This is a genomic window from Vibrio rarus, from assembly GCF_024347075.1.
In the GTDB taxonomy this organism is placed as follows: Bacteria; Pseudomonadota; Gammaproteobacteria; order Enterobacterales; family Vibrionaceae; genus Vibrio; species Vibrio rarus.
In genome coordinates, this window is record NZ_AP024900.1 from 1,812,926 (window position 1) to 1,833,221 (window position 20,296).

Below are 20,296 nucleotides of genomic sequence, written 5' to 3' on the forward strand. Positions count from 1 at the left end.
CAATGAAACTCGATGACCTCAATTTGTTCCGCCAAGTCGTGGAGCATGGAAGCTATACAGCAACATCTCGAGCTACTCGAATCCCGGTTGCTACTATTACTAGGCGTATTCAAGCATTAGAAGATGCAATTGATTTACGCTTGCTAAATAGGCATGCTCGCAAATTAACCCTAACAGAAGCAGGACAACGCTTTTACGAGCAATGTGGCCCTTTGTTAAAACAACTCTCAAGCTCTGCTGTTGAATTGGGTGAAGAATGTAGAGGTGCGGCGGGACGACTCAGAGTCTCTTCTCCAGCAAACTTGACCAAGCGCATGCTCATGCCTTTAATCGAAGGTTTCATGGATACTTATCCTGACATTCAAATCGATTTGAGCATGACCAACCGTGCTGATGAACTTGACCCTACAGAGTGGGATATGATCTTCCGTGTAGGCCCGCAACGTGATTCAAACCTCATTGCTAAAAAGCTCACTGAAGTGAAAGATATCTTAGTGACAAGCCCTGAGTACCTTAAGAACAACACATCGTCTCTCCAGCACGCAGAGGACCTTACAGGGCACTCTTTACTAAAAGGCCTACCTCTTACTTATTGGTCATTGGTCAATGTGCACGGTGAATCTGTGGTCAACAAAGAAAAAGGTCGATTAGAAGCCTCTGACTTAAATGTGGTTAGACACGCCTGCTCTGCTGGGGGTGGTATCGCATTAATCCCTGATGTAATGGTTAATCATCACATTGAATCGGGCGCATTAGTACAGGTATTACCTGAATGGACGGCCAACCCTCGAGATATCTTTATGTTGTATAACCATAAAGATCATATCCCAGAGAAAACACGTCTGTTTATTGATTACATTAGAGAATACTTTAACTAAGAGACTTCTCTTATCCATCAATAGCAATACCATTAACCGTGGTAATTAACTGATCATTCTAACTGGTTAAAATACTTGATAACGGCGTTGCAATTTTTGAATGTAGAACAACTACTTATCAAAAATTGCGCCTTGTTCTCAAGTGTTTTTCCTGCGCTATTTCTTGTCACTTACTTAGTGTGATTGGGATAATTTGATGGACATTGATTAAGCTAAAAAAATAAGGCCCAGCAAATGCTGGGCCTTATTTTTATATGACGATTATGGAGCAGGCTAATTAAGCCCCTTCATTATACAATTCAAGGTTTGCTAAATCCTGAGCAATGTTCTGCTCATTTTTTGCATCATCTGAACGCATTGAATCCAAGAAATCTAAATACTTTTGATCCACATCACCGGTAACGTATTGACCGCTAAACACCGATGTTTCAAACGTTTTAATATCTGGATTGCCTTCACCAACGGCGGCAACGAGATCTTCAATACTTTGGTACATAAGACCGTCAGCACCAATAAGCGTGGCGATTTCATCCGCCTCACGGCCGTGTGCAATTAATTCATTAGCACTTGGCATATCGATACCGTAAACATTCGGGAAGCGCACTTCAGGAGCGGCTGAAACGATGTACACTTTCTTCGCCCCAGAGTCTCTTGCCATTTCGATAATTTGCTCAGAGGTGGTACCACGAACAATTGAATCATCTACTAGTAAAACGTTCTTATCTTTAAATTCAGAACGAATAGCATTGAGTTTACGGCGTACAGACTTTTTACGTTGCTGTTGTCCTGGCATGATAAAGGTACGGCCAACGTAACGGTTTTTCACAAAACCTTGGCGGTAAGGCTTATCAATAATTTGGGCAATTTGTAGTGCGATATCACACGAGGTCTCAGGAATTGGGATCACGACGTCAATATCAAGATCGCCCCACTCACGTTTGATTTTTTCACCCAATTTATTACCCATTTCAACACGAGCACTGTAAACAGAAACCTTGTCGATAAATGAATCAGGGCGAGCAAAATAAACAAATTCAAAAATACACGGATTCAGTTGTGGATTTTCCGCACATTGCTGAGTGAACAGTTGACCATCACAAGTAACATAAACCGCTTCACCTGGAGCGACATCACGCATAAAGTCGAAACCTACCGCATCCAGTGCCACAGATTCTGATGCCACCATGTATTCTGTTGAACCTTCTACTTCACGCTTACCTAAGCACAAAGGGCGAATACCATTAGGGTCTCTGAATGCAACCATACCATGACCGATGATCATAGAAGCCACTGCATACGCACCACGAATAGTTTGGTGTACACGTTTTACCGCATCAAACACATCTTGCGCTGTGATGTTGAATGTTTTGGTCATATCAATGTTATGAGCCAGTACATTCAGCAATACTTCAGAGTCAGAAGTCGTATTTACATGACGACGATCTTTTTCAAATAATTTTTGACGAACTTCAGCCGCATTGGTTAGGTTACCATTGTGCGCAAGTGTAATGCCAAAAGGAGAGTTCACGTAGAACGGTTGAGCTTCTGATGCACTTGAGCTACCCGCGGTTGGGTAACGAACGTGGCCGATACCCACAGTGCCTTGTAGGCGTTGCATGTGTTTTACTTCAAACACATCCTTAACCAAACCGTTCGCTTTACGTAGACGAAAACGATTGCGATCTATGGTAACAATACCCGCCGCATCTTGCCCACGATGCTGCAAAACCGTAAGCGCATCATAAATCGATTGATTAACAGGAGTTGTGCCTACAATTCCAACAATACCACACATGTCTAAACCCTCAGTATTGGTCAGTTAAGCTTTTACCACGCCGGATAAAAAGCTAGACGTTTCTTTAAGATGTTCGAAAAACGGTGCGATCAGACGACTAAACTCTGGGATCAATTGTGATTGGCGCCACCAGTCAGAACTCGACAAGGTAGTGAAGGCATCCACAAAAAACAGCACAGCGGCAACGATTAATACGCCACGCAATGTGCCAAACACAATACCTAAAACACGGTCTGTACCTGACAAACCGGTTTTTTGCACTAACTGACCTATGGTGTAGTTTATCACTGCACCCACAATCAAAGTGACTACAAATAAAGCCGCTACTGCCGCTCCATTTCGGATCATGTCATCTTGGATATTCGTAAAGTAGACAGCCAGTCTTGAGTAATATTGGCTAGCGATAAAAAAGGCGCCAAACCATATCACTAAGGACAATGCTTCTTTTACGAAACCTCGAACCAAACTGATCAGCGCAGATAAGCCGATCACACCTAAAATAGTAAAATCTATCCAATTCATGAGCTTTACTTCCTCATGCTGGCGCGCATTCTAACAGAAAAATGCACGACGCAAACGTTTTCTTTATGGTTTTAGCGGCTTAAATGTCTGAATCTGGCCTTGTGCGCCAGAAAGTTTTTTCAATTTAGGCAACTGGGATTCTAATTTAGAACGGGAGACATCTGGGCCAACAATGACGCGATAAAAGTTGTTCGCTTTCACCACGCTAGCGCGATAACCTTTGTTACGCAGGTCTTTAGCCATTTTTTCCGCATTGTCACCACTTCTCAATGATACTAGCTGGATAATCCAGCCACTGTCTTGGTAGTGATTTCGCTCAACCACTTTCACCTCTTTCACCTTAACCACTTCAGGCTTATGTTGCGCTGTTGCGGTCTTTTTAGGTGCAGAATGATGAGTCGCGGTTTTATGCTCAGGTTTATGCTCCCCTTTATGTGACTCCTGCCCATGAGCGTGTTGCAAAACAGGCTTAGCCTTAATGGGCTCATCAATCACCTCTTGTACCGGTTCATCAGGTAAAGAGACCGCGTCATCCACAGGATCTTGGATCTTAAACGACTCTACCTCTGATTCGAGTTGCGGTTTAATTGGGATCGCAACAAATTCTTCTTTGTAGTGTAATTTCTCACCGTCCAGTATGTCGGGAAGCACAATCACCCCTACAGCAACCAACACTATAGTCCCCACTAAGCGACTCTGAAATTTACTTGCCATTGTTGCTCCTTGATTGCCAATGCGTCAGCACGGCTCCAACAGTAAAAAATGAACCCATCACGACGACAATATCATCCGCACTCGCCTCACTCAGCGCCTGCTCAAAGGCCAACACAGGATTGTCATAAGTGGCCGTACCTTTCGGTAAATATTGGCACAACTCTGTAGCCGAAGCCGCTCTAGGGCCTTCTAGTGACGCGGGATACCAATGTTCAGTGCATCCTGACAAGATGTTGAATGTTGCCGCCACATCTTTATCATGCAGCATTCCCACTACGGCGCGAATTTTTTGCTGAGGGAAACGCTGTTGCAACTGCTGCACTAAGTATTGCGCTGAATGTGGATTATGAGCCACATCTAAAATGATTGTCGGTTGCTGGGATAAATATTGCATTCTTCCCGCTAACTGCGCCCGTTTAAGGCCGTTAACTATGTTCATATCCGTCAAATTAAGATCAGACACACCCAATGCCATTAATGCTGTTGCTGCATTAGCTAAAGGCAGATTGGGTTTAGGTAAGTTTTTAACGTCAAAACTGCCTGATTGCCAATGCCATAAGTCACCGTCATCGATATAAGAATATTGATAACCCACTTGATATAGTGTGGCACCAATATCATCAGCATGAGCGGCCACGGTCATTGGCGCCTCTGGTTGCCCACAAATGGCTGGCTTTGCTGAGCGAAAAATACCGGCTTTTTCAAAACCGATCACATTAATATCGTCCCCTAACCAATCCACATGATCAATGGCCAAACTGGTAATGACACTGACGTCATGATCCACGATATTAGTGGCATCTAAACGACCGCCTAACCCCACTTCAAGTAACACCACATCAACGTTATGCACTTGAAACAGATGTAGCGCAGCAAGAGTGGCGTATTCAAAGAAGCTAAGGCTGATATCGCCGCGTAATACTTCGATGGCGTGAAAAGCCGCTACATGGTGCTCATCAGCAAGCTCTTGCCCGTTAATACGCACACGCTCGTTGTAACGAATTAAATGAGGAGAACTATACACACCGACACTGTATCCAGCATCAAGCAATATGGCTTCCATAATGGCACAGGTAGAACCCTTACCATTTGTCCCAGCAACCGTAATGACTTTAGGGGCAGGCTTAGTTAAACGAGGTTGTGATTTTTCAGCAACTAAAGAAATGCGCTCTAAACCTAAGTCGATTGCACTGGTATGAATGGATTGTAAATAATCAAGCCACACCGATAAGGATGATGTGGCTTGTGGGATATGTGTACTCATCTATCTATATAACGCTAAAACGGGCAGATAATGAATACTTTACTATTTTTCTGGCGCTACGGGTACTTCGTATTCAGCGTCTTTTGACTGTTTATGACCAGAAACATTCAAAGGTGATGGATTATTCGTCATTTTAGCGATTAAGCTACTCACACATTGACGCATTTCGCGGCGATCAACAATCATATCAATGGCGCCGTGCTCCAGTAAGAACTCACTGGTTTGGAAACCTTCTGGCAGATCTTCACGTACGGTTTGCTCAATAACACGACGTCCGGCAAAACCGATAACGGCACGCGGTTCACCAATGTTGATATCACCCAACATAGCAAAGCTTGCTGAAACACCACCCATAGTTGGATCCGTCATTACTGAGATAAAAGGTAAACCTTTTTTAGACAGACGCTCAAGTGCAGCACTGGTTTTGGCCATTTGCATAAGAGACATCAATGCCTCTTGCATACGTGCACCGCCACTGGCTGAGAAACACACCATGCCGCAGTTGTTTTCAATGGCCGCTTCAACAGCACGTACAAAACGCGCGCCTACTACCGATCCCATTGATCCGCCCATGAATTTAAATTCCATAGCACACGCCACTACCGGCATTCCATGTAACGCGCCCTTCATGACAATCAAAGCGTCTTTTTCGCCACTGCTTTTTTGATATGCAGTGATGCGGTCTTTATAGCGTTTGGTATCTTTAAATTTAAGTTTATCTTTAGGCTCTAGCTCAGCGCCAAGCTCTTCACGACCGTCAGCATCTAAAAAGCTATCTAGACGATTACGAGCAGATATACGCATATGGTGGTCACATTTAGGACACACTTCTAAATTACGTTGCAATTCGGCTTGATATAAAACTTGTCCACAAGAGGTACATTTAGTCCAAACCCCTTCTGGCACATTCGCCTTACGCGACGGTGAAATACTGCTTTTGTTGAAAATCTTCTCAATCCAACTCATGAAAAACCTTTTCATTAAGCTCTCGCCCACAGGCAAGAGGTTGATAATTTGCAAGGATTAAACCATAGATCCAACCAAGTGTAGATAAAAAACTGGTTGTACCTATCCCTTACTACCTAATTATTACAGCAAAATGACCTAACAGTGATAGAAAACTTGCTGTGCATCACAGATTTTCGGGCAGGAATAAGGGGCCCATAGGTAACTCTGGTATGCCAAATTCCTCAGGGTAGTCCACCCGAACTAAATACAAACCGTGTGCTTTCGCTGTTGCTCCAGCCAAATTACGATTTTTTTGTGCTAGTAGCCACGCCATCCACTCAACGGGTTGATCCCCACGACCCACTTCTAATAGGCTGCCCACAATATTACGCACCATGTGGTGTACAAACGCATTGGCTTTAATATCAACCACCACATAACTATTATGGCGAGTAACATTAATGTGCATCATATTGCGAAACGGGCTGTGCGACTGGCAATGAGCGGCTCGAAATGAAGTAAAGTCATTTTCACCAAGTAACGATTGGGCCGATTGATGCATTTTGTCTACATCGAGATCACCATGATAATGGCTCACCCCTTTCGCCAAAATAGCAGGGCGTAGTGAGTGATTGTAGATAACGTAACGGTAGCGTCTTGCTGTCGCTGAAAAGCGGGCATGAAATTCGTCGCTCACATCGACGGCCCAACGAACCGCCACATCTTTTGGCAAGTTGGCGTTAACGCCCATTTGCCATGCAACTAATTTACGCGAGGAGTCGGTGTCAAAATGAACAACTTGTCCAGTGCCATGCACCCCAGTATCTGTACGGCCAGCACATTGAACTGCCACTGGGTGATTGGCCACTATGGATAACGCTTTTTCTACACGTTCCTGAACAGAGTCAAAATCATTTTGTCGTTGCCAGCCAAAATATTTTTCTCCGTCGTATTCAATACCAAGGGCGATTCTCATCAGTCACAATCCAGTTAAAAATTAGGGCGGAAGTATAAACGAAGCGCCCCTTTGTCACAAATTATAACAATCACACTAAGTCAGTGATCAGAATATAGCGCAGAAAAAATGCTCGTAAACAAGCTAGAATGACCCGTTATTTAGTAGGATTGGTATTAAAAATCGATTGAATCAAGCAGTTGCTGTGCACGCACTTGTTGTTCTTCAGAGCCTTTAGAGAGCACAGCCACTAACAATTTACGAGCATGGCTCAAATCGTTCATTTGGATATAAACGGTGGCAAGATCCAACTGACTGGCGACCTCACCATCAATGTCTACGTCTTTTAAGTCCACAGGGCCTATCACGTCAGGAAACTCTTCTAGTCCAACACGTAAGTCTAACTCTTCTTCATCGGGATTGGTTGCAGGTTCTGCATCCGCTTCCGCTATCACTTGATCAATGGATTTATAGTTTCGAGCCTCTGGCTCTGGCTGTTGCTCACTTTCAATGGATGCCGTGGTCGGTGTCTTTGCTTCATCATGGTGAAGTGGTGCTGACTGAACCTGTTTAGCTGTTTGCTCTTGCTCTTGCTCTTGCTCTTGCTCTTGCTCTTGCTCCAACAGATCTTGAGCTTCTTTTTTAGCATCCGCCAGCGCTTCTTTTTCTCCGTATTCAGGGAGATCATCGACATTGACAACCGTTACTTCAGTTTCTGACTCTGACTCTGACTCTGATAAGATTTTATCCAACTCTTGGGCAAATTCTTTATCCAGAGGATTCACCGTTCCTTGCTGACTCGCCTCTACATCAGCAGGACCTTGGGCAACACTTGAAGTCGCATTTGCCACTGGCGTTATAGCAACAGGCTCAATATTTTCAATTTCAGGCTCATTGCTGTCTTTTTCTGTAGGAGGCTGATTAAGCACTTTCGGCGATGCAAATTCGTTGCTCATTTGAGGAACCGGTCTTACCGACAACATCATTTTTGCCAGCAGGAGCATAATCAAAGCGGTAACAGTGACGGACAACGCCACAATCAACCAAACATTAGTCAATAACATAGAGTCCAATGCACCGCTCGGTTCAATGGTCGATTGACTTTGCTCAATAAGAATTTTCTCTACATTGGCTCGGCGCTCCGCTTCCAGATCCAATTGGCCTTTCAGTTTAACTACATCGGTACGAATGTCCCCTAAAGCCGACAATAACTGTTGGTTATTGTGTTGCAGTGAACTGAACTTTTGTTGCGATGATTGCAATTGGTTTTGTAGAAAATCAATCTGTTTTTGCTGCACATCGATACTGGGATCTTGAGCAGTATCTTGAGAGGCGTCTTGAGAGGTCGTTTGTGCTTCATGGCTCTCCTTATCCCCCTGCTCTTTTGCCATTTTGGCAAGATAGCTAGGTTTTTGCGCATGAATTTTAAATAAACGTACCGCCTCAGCCACACTTTGTTTATCTATTTCAGCATCTGACGGAATAACCAGAGTACTTCCCGGTTTTAACAAATGTATGTTGCTGTCTTCAAATGCCGCTGTATTCCATTTATAAATGGCAAGAACCACTTTATAAACTGATTGCTGGTGACTACTTCTGATTTTTTTCCCTATGGACCACAGGGTTTCATCAATAGCGGTAGGGCCATAATGTCTCTGGCTGGTTAATTTATTTTGGACGCGATTAATGGCTGTGCCATCTAGGGCATCGGGCACGATATAGGTAGGAGCCACCTGTAATTGACCATTCGGCCCAACAAGACGGATATCTTCAGCGTGAGCGGTAACACTCAACAAGAGACAAGCAATAACAACAAAAGTACGACGATACAATTCCATTTGGGAGCGCAACTAGATTTACTTTAGCGATGAATACTCTTAATTTGCTAAACTTTCCAACAAAAGACAACTATAGGATGTCTATTTGAGCAAAAAATGTGGAGCGAATACCGCTAATGTCCAATCAAGGTCCTATGACGCCGACACGGAACAACAAAAACAAAAAAAGCCAGAGGTAAATTACTTCACATCTGACTTCTGAGATTGAAAAAATAAGCGAATTAGAAGTAATCGCGAATGAGTAATTCCGCAATTTGCACAGCGTTCGTTGCTGCGCCTTTACGCACATTGTCAGCAACAACCCACAAGTTTAGGCCGCTATGATGGCTAATATCGTTACGAATACGACCAATCATCACATGGTCTTTACCACCCGCATCACGTACTTGTGTTGGGAAATCTTCTCCTTGGAATACTTCAATGCCTTCTGTTTGCTCAAATAAATCAATGGCATGTTGTGCATCAATAGGAGCGCGAGTTTCAATATGTACCGCTTCTGCATGGCCATAAAAAACAGGAACACGCACACAAGTTGGGTTCACCATAATGGACGGATCATTGAAGATTTTTTGTGTTTCCCACACCATCTTCATCTCTTCTTTGGTGTAACCATTATCCATAAAGCTATCAATTTGCGGAATACAGTTAAACGCGATTTGCTGAGAAAAAGCGTCGGGTTCTGCTGGGCGACCGTTTAATAGCTTCGCCGTTTGACCCGCAAGTTCATCAATACCCGCTTTACCTGCTCCTGCCACTGACTGATAGGTTGACACGTTAATACGCTCAATCCCAACTTCATCATGAATAGGCTTTAACGCCACCAACATTTGAATGGTGGAGCAATTTGGGTTGGCAATGATGTTACGGTTACGAAACTCAGCAATCGCTTCAGGGTTCACTTCAGGAACCACTAAAGGAATATCGTAGTCATAGCGGAAGTGCGAGGTATTATCGATCACCACCACACCTTCATCTGCGGCCACAGGTGCCCAGCGCTCAGACAGTTCGCCTCCAGCTGAAAACAGCGCAATATGTACTTGAGACCAATCAAATTCTTCTACATTTTGTACTTCAATGGTCTTGCCATCAAAACGATAGGTTTTACCCTTGCTACGCTCACTGGCCAGTAAATGCAGATCACCTACAGGAAAATCTCTCTCTTTTAGGACTTCCAGAAGAGTTTCTCCGACCGCTCCGGTTGCACCTAAAATAGCCACATTAAATTTTTGACTCATTGACTTACCTCTACCTTAAAACCTAATTCTTGCAAGGGTTGCAAGTTACAAGACGCTGCACCTGTTAGCGTCACCGCACCATACTCTCGGCGGTCCCAATACTCTTTACGCATTTTGTCAAATGACCCTGCTTGGCCGATTTTACGACGAAACAGCGCATCATCTTTGCGCACATCATAAATCAATTGCGTTAGGTTGTGCAGTGTTGCTTCATCCCACTCAGTAGATAAATGCATTTGAGGCACGGGTGCTACAGGCAAAAGATCCGCAGCATTGGCAGATAAATCACTGTTAATGTGCTGACAAAATGAGTTGAAGATCATTGTCGTACCGCGCGCCTTACCTTCTAAACCATAGCCCGCGACATGTGGTGTGGCAAAAGCCAGCAAAGGCAGTAGTTCTAAATCAACCTGAGGTTCAAATTCAAACACGTCCAATACTGCGGTAAAACCATCCCCTTGTTGTAGGCGCAATTTTAACGCCTCGTTATCCACGACAGGGCCACGAGCAGCATTAATTAAAATTTGCTGTGAGGTCATCTGTTGCAAACGCCCTTCATCAATTAAGTGATGGGTTGGGTGCTCCCCTTGGCGAGTAATAGGAGTATGCAGAGAAATCACATCACTTTGCGCTAATAGCGTATCTAACGGAGTAAACTGACGAGAGTCCCCCTCCGCCTCTTTAAATGGGTCGTTAAGCAACACCTTAATGCCTATGGCTTGCAAACAGTGCGCTAAATAGCTGCCCACCTGTCCTGCGCCAACAATACCCACCGTTTTATCAAAAATGGAAAAACCTTGCTGTTGAGCGAGCACCATAAGTGATGAAATCACATACTCAGCCACACCCACTTTATTGCATCCAGGAGCATGAGTGTAGGCGACGCCTTTCTGTTGCAGTGCTTGCTGATCAAGGTGATCGTAGCCCGCCGTTGCCGTACCCACAAAGCGCAGTTTATTGGCTTTTGCCAAAAGCTGTTCATTCACTTTAGTGACAGAGCGAATCATTAATGCATCCACATCCACTAAATCATCTGCTGTGATGGTACGTCCAGATAACGCAACCACCTCACCCAATTGGCTAAATAGCGCTTTGGCGTAAGGCATATTTTCATCAATTACAATTTTCATTTGTATTACTTCATGCTCGTGTGTATGGCTACAGGATAATGATAAACAAAAGGCCCGACAAGCAAAGCTTGTCGGGCCTTTATAATATTTAGGGTTAAAAAATTACCCTTGGTACTTTTTAAACACTAATGTGGCGTTTGTACCACCAAAACCAAAGCTGTTTGACATCACAGTCGTCAACGGTTGATCGCGTTTTTCCGTCACGATATCAAGACCGGCTGCAGCTTCATCTAGGTTATCGATGTTGATGCTTGGTGCAACAAAACCGTGCTCTAGCATCAAGGCCGTGTAGATAGCTTCATGGACACCCGCGGCACCTAATGCGTGACCTGTCATCGCTTTCGTTGCAGAAATGGCAGGGCTGTTGCCCGCAAACACTTCTTGAATAGCGCCAAGCTCTTTCACATCACCGACTGGTGTTGACGTGCCGTGTGTGTTTACGTAATCCACAGAATCGACGTTTTGTAGAGCCATCTTCATACAACGAACCGCACCTTCACCTGATGGAGCCACCATATCGTGACCATCAGAGTTAGCACCGTAACCCACAAGTTCAGCGTAGATTTTCGCGCCGCGAGCTAGAGCGTGCTCTAACTCTTCAACAACCATCATGCCGCCGCCGCCAGAGATAACGAAACCGTCACGGTTTGCATCATAAGTACGAGAAGCGTGAGTTGGCTCATCGTTGTATTTTGTTGAAAGCGCGCCCATAGCATCAAACATCATCGACATGCTGTAGTCTAGTTCTTCACCGCCACCAGCAAAAACAACATCTTGTTTGCCCAGCTGGATAAGTTCCATTGCGTGGCCAATACAGTGTGCCGAAGTAGAACATGCAGAACTCATTGAGTAGTTAACACCTTTAATTTTAAAAGGCGTTGCAAGACAAGCTGAAACCGTTGAACCCATAGTACGGGTCACCATGTAAGGCCCCACACGTTTCACGCTTTTTTCTCTAAGAATATCCACTGCCGCCACTTGGTTTAGCGACGATGCGCCACCGGAGCCCGCAACAATACCAGTACGCTCATTGGAAACCTGCTCAGGAGCTAGGCCAGAATCTGCAATCGCTTGCTCCATAGAAATGAACGCATACGCCGCCGCATCACCCATGAAACGCATCTGTTTACGGTCAATATGTTCCGCAGGGTTGATCTTTAAACTACCCCAAACCTGTGAACGTAGCCCTTTTTCTTTAAATTGTTCTGAGGCTTCAATACCAGATTTGCCAGCTTTAAGAGACTCTAGTACTTCTTCGACGTTGTTACCGATACTGGAAACAATACCCATACCAGTGATCACGACTCGTTTCATGTGACATTCCTATAATTCAAATTTTCCGCTAGATAATAACCAGAAAGGCCGGATAAAGTGGTCAGCTTTCCTAGATATTTGTACAATCTCTATAGTTAACATCTCATTCTATGATCAATATGCCTAAAATTAAACATGCTCAGCTCGATTGGAACGACTCTGGTACCCCTGTATCCGAGCAATTCGATGATGTCTATTTTTCAAATAACGACGGCCTCGCAGAGACTCGCTATGTCTTTCTCACCCAAAACCATATCCCTGAAAGATGGCATAATTATGACCAGCGCCGTTTTGTTATTGCTGAAACGGGGTTTGGCACAGGTTTAAATTTTTTAGCCTTATGTAAAGAGTTCGCCCAATTTAGAGAGCAACACCCGCAGTCCCCTCTCACTGAACTTCATTTTATCAGCTTTGAAAAATTCCCAGTTACTTTAGCGGATTTGCAACAAGCCCACCTAGCGTGGCCAGAATTGGCACACTACGCTGCGGAGCTGCAACAGAACTACCCATTAGCTCTATCTGGATGTCAGCGCTTCTATGTGGCTGACGGTGCCATTACCGTGGATTTATGGCTGGGGGATATTAAAGATACCCTACCTCAAGTGCCTACCTACGCCGAAGGCATCGTCGATGCTTGGTTCTTAGATGGGTTTGCCCCAAGCAAAAACCCTGAAATGTGGAATCAAGACTTGTTTAACGGCATGGTAACACTGGCAAAACAGCACTGCACCGTAGCCACCTTCACCGCCGCCGGTTTTGTGCGACGAGGGCTCATTGAAGCGGGCTTTGACATGAAAAAAGTGAAAGGCTTTGCCCATAAACGAGAGATGATCGTCGGCACGCTGCGCGAGAAACAAGCCTATAGCAATATCTCCCCGTTATTTGACCGCCCCCCACTATGTGGCCATAACCTGCCTAACCATGACCAAGATGTCGCTATTATCGGTGGCGGGATCGCCAGTGCTTGCTTGGCGTACTCGCTGGTCAAAAAAGGCATTCACGTCACCTTGTATTGTAAAGATGATGCGTTAGCCTGCGGCGCTTCTGGCAATCAACAAGGGGCGCTATATCCCCTATTAAATGGCGAGCACAACACGGTATCGCAACTGTTTGCCAATGGCTTTGTTTATGCACGGCAGTTTTATTCGCACCTTGCCAATACTGTGCCCTTTGATCATCAATGGTGTGGCGTAACGCAACTGTTGTGGAAAATTGATGAGCACAAAAAACTAACTAAGATTGTCCAAGGACAGTTTCCCTGCGAGTTAGTCACTGCTCACAATGCACAGCAAACCCAAGCCGTCAGTGGCCTTGACTGCTCCTATGAGTCACTGTTTTATCCGCAAGGGGGTTGGTTGTCTCCACAGCAATGTACCCAAGGGATCATGCAATTATTAGCCAGTAGTGAACAACTTACTTTGAAATTGCACTGTGACGTGGCCGAAATAGGTAAAGTCACACAAGCGGCACACAAGCAACACCACTGGCAACTGACCACCTCACAAGGCACCTATACCCATCAAGCCGTAGTGATCGCCAATGGCCACAATTTTGACCAATTTAGCCAAGCGCAACGCATTCCGCTTGGTAAAGTAAAAGGCCAAGTGAGTCATATTCCAACCACACAGCAACTTGAAAAATTAAACACGGTACTGTGCTACGACGGCTACCTCACGCCTAAAAGCCCGCTAAATCAACACTGTATTGGGGCAAGTTACGATAGCCGTAACATCAATGTCGATTATGATGAGCAAGCGCAGTTGCAAAATGCGAAAAAACTGCAGCAATGTTTGCCTCAGCAACCATGGCCTGCGGAGGTGGATGTGAGTGACCATCAATCTCGGCAAGGTATCCGCAGCGTGTCCCGCGACCACCTGCCCTTTGCCGGTAATGTGGGTCAGTTTAACCAAATACTTGAGCAATACGCCCATTTGGCCGATCGCTACCCTCGTAATAAGCCAGAGCCAAGTAAGGTTAGCCAATACCGTAATCTCTACTGTTTCGTGGGACTGGGCTCAAGAGGGCTCACCTCTGCCCCTTTAGTGGCCGAAATTCTGGCTTCGCAAATGCTCGGCTATCCGATGCCGGCGTCCACTGAGCTCCTTGAGGCCTTACACCCGAGCCGGATGTGGGTACGAAAGCTCAGAAAAGGCCGACCTATTGAGAATACCAATCACACTAAGTAATTGGTATAACCATAATTGACCAATGTAAAAATGGGCTCAAATGAGCCCATTTTTTTGTGGTAAAGACCTATTTAAACTCGGCAACTAAATCACCCACCGCCTGTTGCAGCTGTTTTTTGAGCTCGATGCTCTGGCTATTGTCATGTTTAAAGTCATTGTTCTGCACATCAAATACATCATAAAAACTGGCAATGGATAACGAGGCTTTCAGCTGTGCGCCAAAATGTGGCGCGGAGGCCACCGCACTGGCAAGAACCGTTTTTGCCCCGCCAGGGCCTGGGGATGTGGCTAAATAGAGCGCAGGTTTATTTTGAAATACGTTACGCTCAATACGCGTTGCCCAATCAAATAAATTTTTATAGGCCGCCGTATAACTGCCATTGTGCTCAGCAAATGACACAATAATGGCATCGGCACGGCCAATCTTGGCTAATAATCGTTGAGCTGATTCACATTGGCCTAGGGTTTTTTCACTGTCTTCGCTAAATATTGCCGCTGGGAAATCGTTTAAATCTAATACCTCAACATCGCCACCGGCAACCTGATGCGCCGCATAGCTGGCTAATGTTTTATTGATAGAACTTGAGCTGGTGCTTGCGCCAAAGGCGATGATTTTCATAACTAAATGTCCTTATTGAGTCACGAGTACAAGCAATAGACTAGACAGCTTTAGATTCGCTGTCTAATAAAGCTTAAGCTAATGCTTGAGATAATGAGTCCCACATATCGGCCACAATAGCACGATCCGCTGGGGTTAATTCTGTTTGTGCATCACTGAGGCTTTGTTCTATTTTTTGCTTAAATAGAGCCACATCGGTGATCCCTTCATACTCACAATCTGCCGCGGCAAGAGAAATGTGACCACGTAAATAGCCACCAGCAAACAACTCATCATCCGATGCCGTAGCAACGGTTTGGTCAATGGTATCCAGCAATTGTTCTTCGAGTTGTAAAATCATGGTTTAAACTACCTTAAAGTCGTCCTGAGTAAGTGGAGGGACACTGTAAAAATCCCGCAGCGCATTAGAAAGCATCTTCACCCTAGTTGGCAAGCCTTTCTGTAAAATGTCGATAACTTCGTTGTAAACTTTTTTCGTGAACAGTCGTCTATCCGGTTCAAAGTCGCCATGTAGATTGTCACAACTCACCTGAAAACGAAAACCAGCACTTTGCGCCAAGATCCACTCATAGGCTTGGGGGCGGATTTCCACCACCTCAAATTGCGCCTGTGTGGCCGCATCACGCCCATCTGGCTCATACCAATAGCCAAAATCTTCTAGCAAACGTCGCTTAGGTCCCGCCACGCACCAATGGGCAATTTCATGTAGTCCTGAGGCATAAAAACCACGGGCAAAGATAATCCGGTGATGGTCAAACTCCTCATCGGCAGGCAGATAAATGGGCTCATCTCCTCCCAATATTAAGCGAGTATTGAATGTGTCGAAAAAGGTATTATCAAAGATGTTAATGAGATCTTGGTAGTCGTGCATGAGGGTACTGTCTATGTTGAAAAAGTGTGGGTTCTGGATTTCAGGAAAACGAGCGCCACCGCTAAGGTGGCGCTGAGGGTTATTGTTTAAATTGCAGGGGTTTCTGTCGTCACGCCGTGGTTTTGTCCTCGGTGACGTAACAAGTGGTCCAGCAACACAATCGCAAGCATAGCTTCAGCGATAGGCACTGCGCGGATCCCCACACAAGGATCGTGTCGACCCTTAGTGATCAGTTGCGTGGCTTCACCTTGACGGGTGATAGTGTTACCCGGCACAGTGATGCTTGAGGTGGGTTTAAGGGCAATATTGGCCACAATATCTTGGCCTGTTGAAATGCCACCTAAAATACCACCAGCATGGTTAGAAGCAAATCCTTGCGGGGTGAGTTCATCTCTGTGCTCACTGCCCTTTTGCGTAGCAACGTCAAAACCGTCACCAATTTCGACGCCTTTCACCGCATTAATGCTCATTAATGCATGGGCAATATCTGCATCGAGGCGATCAAAAATAGGCTCGCCTAGCCCTACAGGAACGCGTTTAGCCACCACCTGAAGTTTGGCGCCAACAGAATCACCATCTTTTTTAAGATCACGTATCAGCTGATCAAATTTATCTACGGCAGCCGCATCAGGAGAGAAAAAGGGATTATTTTCAATCTCAGAAAAATCCACCGTTTCAATGGTCACATCGCCCATTTGCGTCAAGTAGGCTTTAATTTCTACGCCAAATTCTTGCTCAAGGTATTTTTTCGCAACCGCCCCTGCGGCCACACGCATTGCGGTTTCACGAGCAGAAGAACGCCCGCCACCTCGGTAGTCACGCACACCGTATTTTTGATGATAGGTGTAATCCGCATGACCAGGACGGAACTTGTCTTTAATTTCTGAGTAATCTTTAGAACGTTGATCGGTGTTCTCAATCAATAAACCAATGGATGTGCCTGTGGTTTTTCCCTCAAAGACCCCGGATAAAATTTTCACTTCATCAGGTTCACGACGCGCCGTAGTATAACGAGATGTACCGGGACGACGACGATCCAAATCTTTTTGCAGATCGGCCTCTTGTAGGGCTAATCCAGGAGGGCATCCATCAATGATGCAACCTAATGCGATTCCGTGGCTTTCACCAAAGGTGGTGACGCGAAAATGCTGGCCTATGCTGTTTCCTGCCATTACTTCCTCATTGTAAGTCTGTTTTATACAAGCGAATACCTTTCATACTCGCTTTATCACACTCTATTGTAAAGTGCTTTGACAACAAAAAACGGCACCCTAATGGATGCCGTTATGCATTTCATTTTTCAATATCAATCAATATAGAGGGCGAATTCCGCCGCGCAATCGACCAATTGCTCACGAGTGAGCATGAAGACACCGTGTCCACCGTTAGCAAACTCTACCCATGTAAATGGGATATCTGGGTACTGTTCGATCATATGTACCATAGAGTTACCCACTTCACAGATAAGAATACCGTTTTCAGTGAGGTATTTAGGCGCATTGGCCAAAATACGACGCACCAATTTCAATCCATCAGTGCCAGCGGCTAAGCCCAATTCAGGTTCATGTTTGAACTCTTCAGGCAAGCTGTTCATATCTTCTTCATCCACATACGGTGGATTGGTTACGATAAGGTCGTATTTCTCTTGCACCAAATCACGGAAGAGATCGGAACGAATCGGTGTCACTTGCATTTCAAGACCATGATCTTGAATATTTTGCTCGGCAACTTCCAATGCATCACTAGAAATATCAATGGCATCCACTTCTGCATCAGGGAAAACATGACCACAAGCAATGGCAATACAACCACTGCCGGTACACAGATCCATAATGCGCGTTGGTGGCTCAACTAACCACGGCTGAAACTGGCTTTCAATTAATTCGGCAATCGGTGAACGAGGCACTAATACGCGTTCATCAACAAAAAACTCCATTCCGCAGAACCAAGCTTTATTGGTGATGTAAGCCGTTGGGGTACGCTCGTTAATACGTTGAATAACACGCTCCACCAAACGCAAACGTTCGCTATGGGTTAAACGTGAATTCAACACGTGTGATGGCACGTCTAGAGGTAGATAAATAGAAGGTAGGATTAATTGAACAGCCTCATCCCACGCATTATCTGTACCGTGGCCATAAAATAGGCCTGCTGCATTAAAGCGACTCACTGTCCAACGAATCATGTCTTGCAGTGTATGAAGTTCCGACACGGCTTCTTCTACAAAAATCTTATCCAAAAGTTTCTCCAAAAAGCGCTACAATACTGCCCTATCAACGATCGATTAGAACACTTATCCCATGAACAAACCAGACAAGCCAAACGATGATGACTTTGCTTTGTTTAAAGAAGCAGTACAAGGCGTTAAAAAGTTAGCACAGGATACCATAATCCAACCGCCAAAAAGAGAGACAAGACAAAAACAACAACAAAGGTTTAATCGAGAAGCCAAAGATAATGAATTTTTCTTCTCTGATGAGTTCGAACCGTTACTCAGTGAAGACGGGCCAACTCGCTATGCACGCAGTGATGTCTCTAAGTATGAAGTTAAACGCTTAAGGCGTGGCGTATATGTGCCTGACGTATTTTTAGACATGCACGGCATGACCCAACAAGAGGCGAAACGTGAATTAGGGGCAATGATAGCCCATTGCATTAAAGAAAATGTGCACTGTGCCAGTGTGATGCACGGTATTGGCAAGCATATTCTCAAGCAAAAAGTGCCCCTATGGCTTGCTCAGCATCCCGATGTGATGGCCTATCACCAAGCCCCGTTAGAATTTGGCGGTGCAGGAGCCCTGTTAATTTTATTATCTATCCCAGAGCGATAGTGATCTTTCTTTTTCTATTCCCGTAACAAGAGTCACTATCTAAATATTTAGATATCACACCACGAGGGATAGGTTATGTTCACACAGATCGTAAAAAGAAGCGTTGCATTACTTTGTATCATGGCGATGAGCGCCAGCGTTTATGCCGGTCACCATGGCATGAAAAAAGACATCATAGATACGGCCGCCAGTAATGAGGATTTTTCCACCTTAGTTACCGCCATCAAAGCGGCAGGTTTAGTGGATACGCTAAAAGGGGATGGCCCATTTACAGTGCTGGCTCCAACCAATGCGGCCTTTGCTAAATTACCCGCGGGCACTGTCGAATCACTGCTAAAGCCGGAAAACAAAGACAAGTTGGTGGCTATTTTAACCTACCACGTGATCCCAGCCAAAGCGATGGCCGCTGATGTGGTTAAGCTAAGTGAAGCCAGTACAGTGCAAGGTGGGAAAATAATGATTACCACTATGGATGGCAAAGTGATGATCAATAACGCCCAAGTCACTGCCACCGATATCAAGGCCTCCAACGGGGTTATCCACGTCATTGATACGGTACTTATGCCCAAGTAACCCGCGTAGAAAAGGAAATGGCGACCCAGTGAAGGTCGCCATTTTTTATTGTTCTTTCAATTCTTACGGCAAAATGGCGCAGAGCTTTATGGGGCAATATGCCACAGCAGTTCGCCATTGCCACTGGCAACATCAAACTCTATGGCAGCAAAGCCTGACGTTGGGAACATAGGGGCACTCATATCATTGACAAACTCTGCGGTCAGATACCCCACTAAAGGCAAGTGCGACACTAACAGTACCGATGTCACTTGCTGTGTTTCTATCAGGGCACACAGGTATTGATAGACATCATCCGACTGTCCATAAGGGGTAATATCCTCACACTGTTCCACTTTATCTGCAGAGAATTGCTGCTTGATGATCTGCCAAGTTTGTTGTGCACGAATGTAAGGGCTTACCAGTACCAAATCAAAATGAGAAATCCCTTGCTTTACTACCGCTTGAGCGACCTGTAATGACTGGGTTTCCCCTCGTTCGGTTAACGTACGCTCCGCATCACTTGATGCAAAGCTGCCCGCCTCTCCGTGGCGCATGATATATACGTTCATTTTCATCCTAAACTTATGACTGCCAATTCAAAGAGTACACCATAACTCCATGAGTTATCTCTGATTAAGCTA

20 protein-coding genes are annotated in these 20,296 nt (G+C 45.1%); 4 read left to right on the forward strand and 16 right to left on the reverse strand.

Annotated features, from left to right (window positions below):
• Window positions 1–2 precede the first annotated feature (2 nt).
• Window positions 3–878 (forward strand): LysR family transcriptional regulator, encoded by an 876-nt coding sequence (locus OCU56_RS08295; RefSeq protein ID WP_261872762.1) that lies wholly within the window; start codon window positions 3–5, stop codon window positions 876–878.
• 277 nt (window positions 879–1,155) lie between these two features.
• Here OCU56_RS08295 and purF read toward each other — a convergent pair whose 3' ends face one another.
• The 10 genes from purF to fabB form a co-directional block, all read right to left on the reverse strand.
• Window positions 1,156–2,673, reverse strand: a complete 1,518-nt coding sequence (gene purF, locus OCU56_RS08300) for an amidophosphoribosyltransferase (RefSeq protein ID WP_261872763.1) — start codon at window positions 2,671–2,673, stop codon at window positions 1,156–1,158.
• Between the two features lie 24 nt (window positions 2,674–2,697).
• Window positions 2,698–3,195 carry a CvpA family protein gene (locus OCU56_RS08305; RefSeq protein WP_261872764.1) on the reverse strand — a complete coding sequence of 166 codons (498 nt, stop codon included), beginning with the start codon at window positions 3,193–3,195 and terminating at the stop codon, window positions 2,698–2,700.
• Between the two features lie 63 nt (window positions 3,196–3,258).
• The gene (locus OCU56_RS08310; protein WP_261872765.1) at window positions 3,259–3,909 is read right to left on the reverse strand and encodes an SPOR domain-containing protein; all 651 of its coding nucleotides are present in this window, start codon (window positions 3,907–3,909) and stop codon (window positions 3,259–3,261) included.
• Window positions 3,899–5,173, reverse strand: a complete 1,275-nt coding sequence (gene folC, locus OCU56_RS08315; RefSeq protein WP_261872766.1) for a bifunctional tetrahydrofolate synthase/dihydrofolate synthase — start codon at window positions 5,171–5,173, stop codon at window positions 3,899–3,901. Before folC ends, OCU56_RS08310 begins: the two co-directional genes overlap by 11 nt.
• Window positions 5,174–5,215: 42 nt before the next feature.
• Window positions 5,216–6,139: an acetyl-CoA carboxylase, carboxyltransferase subunit beta gene (gene accD, locus OCU56_RS08320; RefSeq protein WP_261872767.1), complete on the reverse strand. Its 924-nt coding sequence runs from the start codon at window positions 6,137–6,139 to the stop codon at window positions 5,216–5,218.
• Between the two features lie 166 nt (window positions 6,140–6,305).
• A complete protein-coding gene (truA, locus tag OCU56_RS08325; RefSeq protein ID WP_261872768.1) occupies window positions 6,306–7,097 on the reverse strand; it encodes a tRNA pseudouridine(38-40) synthase TruA in 792 nt (263 codons plus the stop codon).
• 155 nt (window positions 7,098–7,252) lie between these two features.
• Window positions 7,253–8,914 (reverse strand): FimV/HubP family polar landmark protein, encoded by a 1,662-nt coding sequence (locus OCU56_RS08330; RefSeq protein ID WP_261872769.1) that lies wholly within the window; start codon window positions 8,912–8,914, stop codon window positions 7,253–7,255.
• Between the two features lie 221 nt (window positions 8,915–9,135).
• Window positions 9,136–10,149: an aspartate-semialdehyde dehydrogenase gene (locus OCU56_RS08335; RefSeq protein WP_261872770.1), complete on the reverse strand. Its 1,014-nt coding sequence runs from the start codon at window positions 10,147–10,149 to the stop codon at window positions 9,136–9,138.
• Window positions 10,146–11,279 (reverse strand): 4-phosphoerythronate dehydrogenase, encoded by a 1,134-nt coding sequence (locus tag OCU56_RS08340; protein WP_261872771.1) that lies wholly within the window; start codon window positions 11,277–11,279, stop codon window positions 10,146–10,148. Before OCU56_RS08340 ends, OCU56_RS08335 begins: the two co-directional genes overlap by 4 nt.
• Window positions 11,280–11,381: 102 nt before the next feature.
• Window positions 11,382–12,593, reverse strand: a complete 1,212-nt coding sequence (fabB, locus tag OCU56_RS08345; protein WP_261872772.1) for a beta-ketoacyl-ACP synthase I — start codon at window positions 12,591–12,593, stop codon at window positions 11,382–11,384.
• Between the two features lie 119 nt (window positions 12,594–12,712).
• Here fabB and mnmC point away from each other — a divergent pair, with 119 nt between their 5' ends.
• A complete protein-coding gene (gene mnmC / locus OCU56_RS08350; RefSeq protein ID WP_261872773.1) occupies window positions 12,713–14,779 on the forward strand; it encodes a bifunctional tRNA (5-methylaminomethyl-2-thiouridine)(34)-methyltransferase MnmD/FAD-dependent 5-carboxymethylaminomethyl-2-thiouridine(34) oxidoreductase MnmC in 2,067 nt (688 codons plus the stop codon).
• 67 nt (window positions 14,780–14,846) lie between these two features.
• Here mnmC and OCU56_RS08355 read toward each other — a convergent pair whose 3' ends face one another.
• The 5 genes from OCU56_RS08355 to prmB all read right to left on the reverse strand — a co-directional run bounded on the left by OCU56_RS08355 (window position 14,847) and on the right by prmB (window position 18,508).
• Window positions 14,847–15,398 (reverse strand): NADPH-dependent FMN reductase, encoded by a 552-nt coding sequence (locus OCU56_RS08355; protein ID WP_261872774.1) that lies wholly within the window; start codon window positions 15,396–15,398, stop codon window positions 14,847–14,849.
• 73 nt (window positions 15,399–15,471) lie between these two features.
• Window positions 15,472–15,738 (reverse strand): YfcL family protein, encoded by a 267-nt coding sequence (locus tag OCU56_RS08360; protein WP_261872775.1) that lies wholly within the window; start codon window positions 15,736–15,738, stop codon window positions 15,472–15,474.
• 3 nt (window positions 15,739–15,741) lie between these two features.
• Window positions 15,742–16,269: an elongation factor P hydroxylase gene (locus tag OCU56_RS08365; RefSeq protein ID WP_261872776.1), complete on the reverse strand. Its 528-nt coding sequence runs from the start codon at window positions 16,267–16,269 to the stop codon at window positions 15,742–15,744.
• Window positions 16,270–16,355: 86 nt separating this feature from the next.
• Entirely contained in the window at window positions 16,356–17,441 is a 1,086-nt protein-coding gene (aroC, locus tag OCU56_RS08370; RefSeq protein WP_261872777.1) for a chorismate synthase, read from the reverse strand.
• 134 nt (window positions 17,442–17,575) lie between these two features.
• On the reverse strand, window positions 17,576–18,508 hold the full coding sequence (gene prmB, locus OCU56_RS08375) for a 50S ribosomal protein L3 N(5)-glutamine methyltransferase (RefSeq protein WP_261872778.1): 933 nt from the start codon (window positions 18,506–18,508) through the stop codon (window positions 17,576–17,578).
• 61 nt (window positions 18,509–18,569) lie between these two features.
• On the opposite strand from prmB, the gene smrB reads away from it, so the two are divergent.
• Window positions 18,570–19,100 (forward strand): endonuclease SmrB, encoded by a 531-nt coding sequence (smrB, locus tag OCU56_RS08380; protein ID WP_261872779.1) that lies wholly within the window; start codon window positions 18,570–18,572, stop codon window positions 19,098–19,100.
• Window positions 19,101–19,220: 120 nt separating this feature from the next.
• On the forward strand, window positions 19,221–19,673 hold the full coding sequence (locus tag OCU56_RS08385) for a fasciclin domain-containing protein (RefSeq protein ID WP_261874798.1): 453 nt from the start codon (window positions 19,221–19,223) through the stop codon (window positions 19,671–19,673).
• Window positions 19,674–19,759: 86 nt separating this feature from the next.
• Here the strand turns inward: OCU56_RS08385 and sixA are convergent, their stop codons facing one another.
• Window positions 19,760–20,224: a phosphohistidine phosphatase SixA gene (gene sixA, locus OCU56_RS08390; RefSeq protein WP_261872780.1), complete on the reverse strand. Its 465-nt coding sequence runs from the start codon at window positions 20,222–20,224 to the stop codon at window positions 19,760–19,762.
• Between the last annotated feature and the right edge of the window lie 72 nt (window positions 20,225–20,296).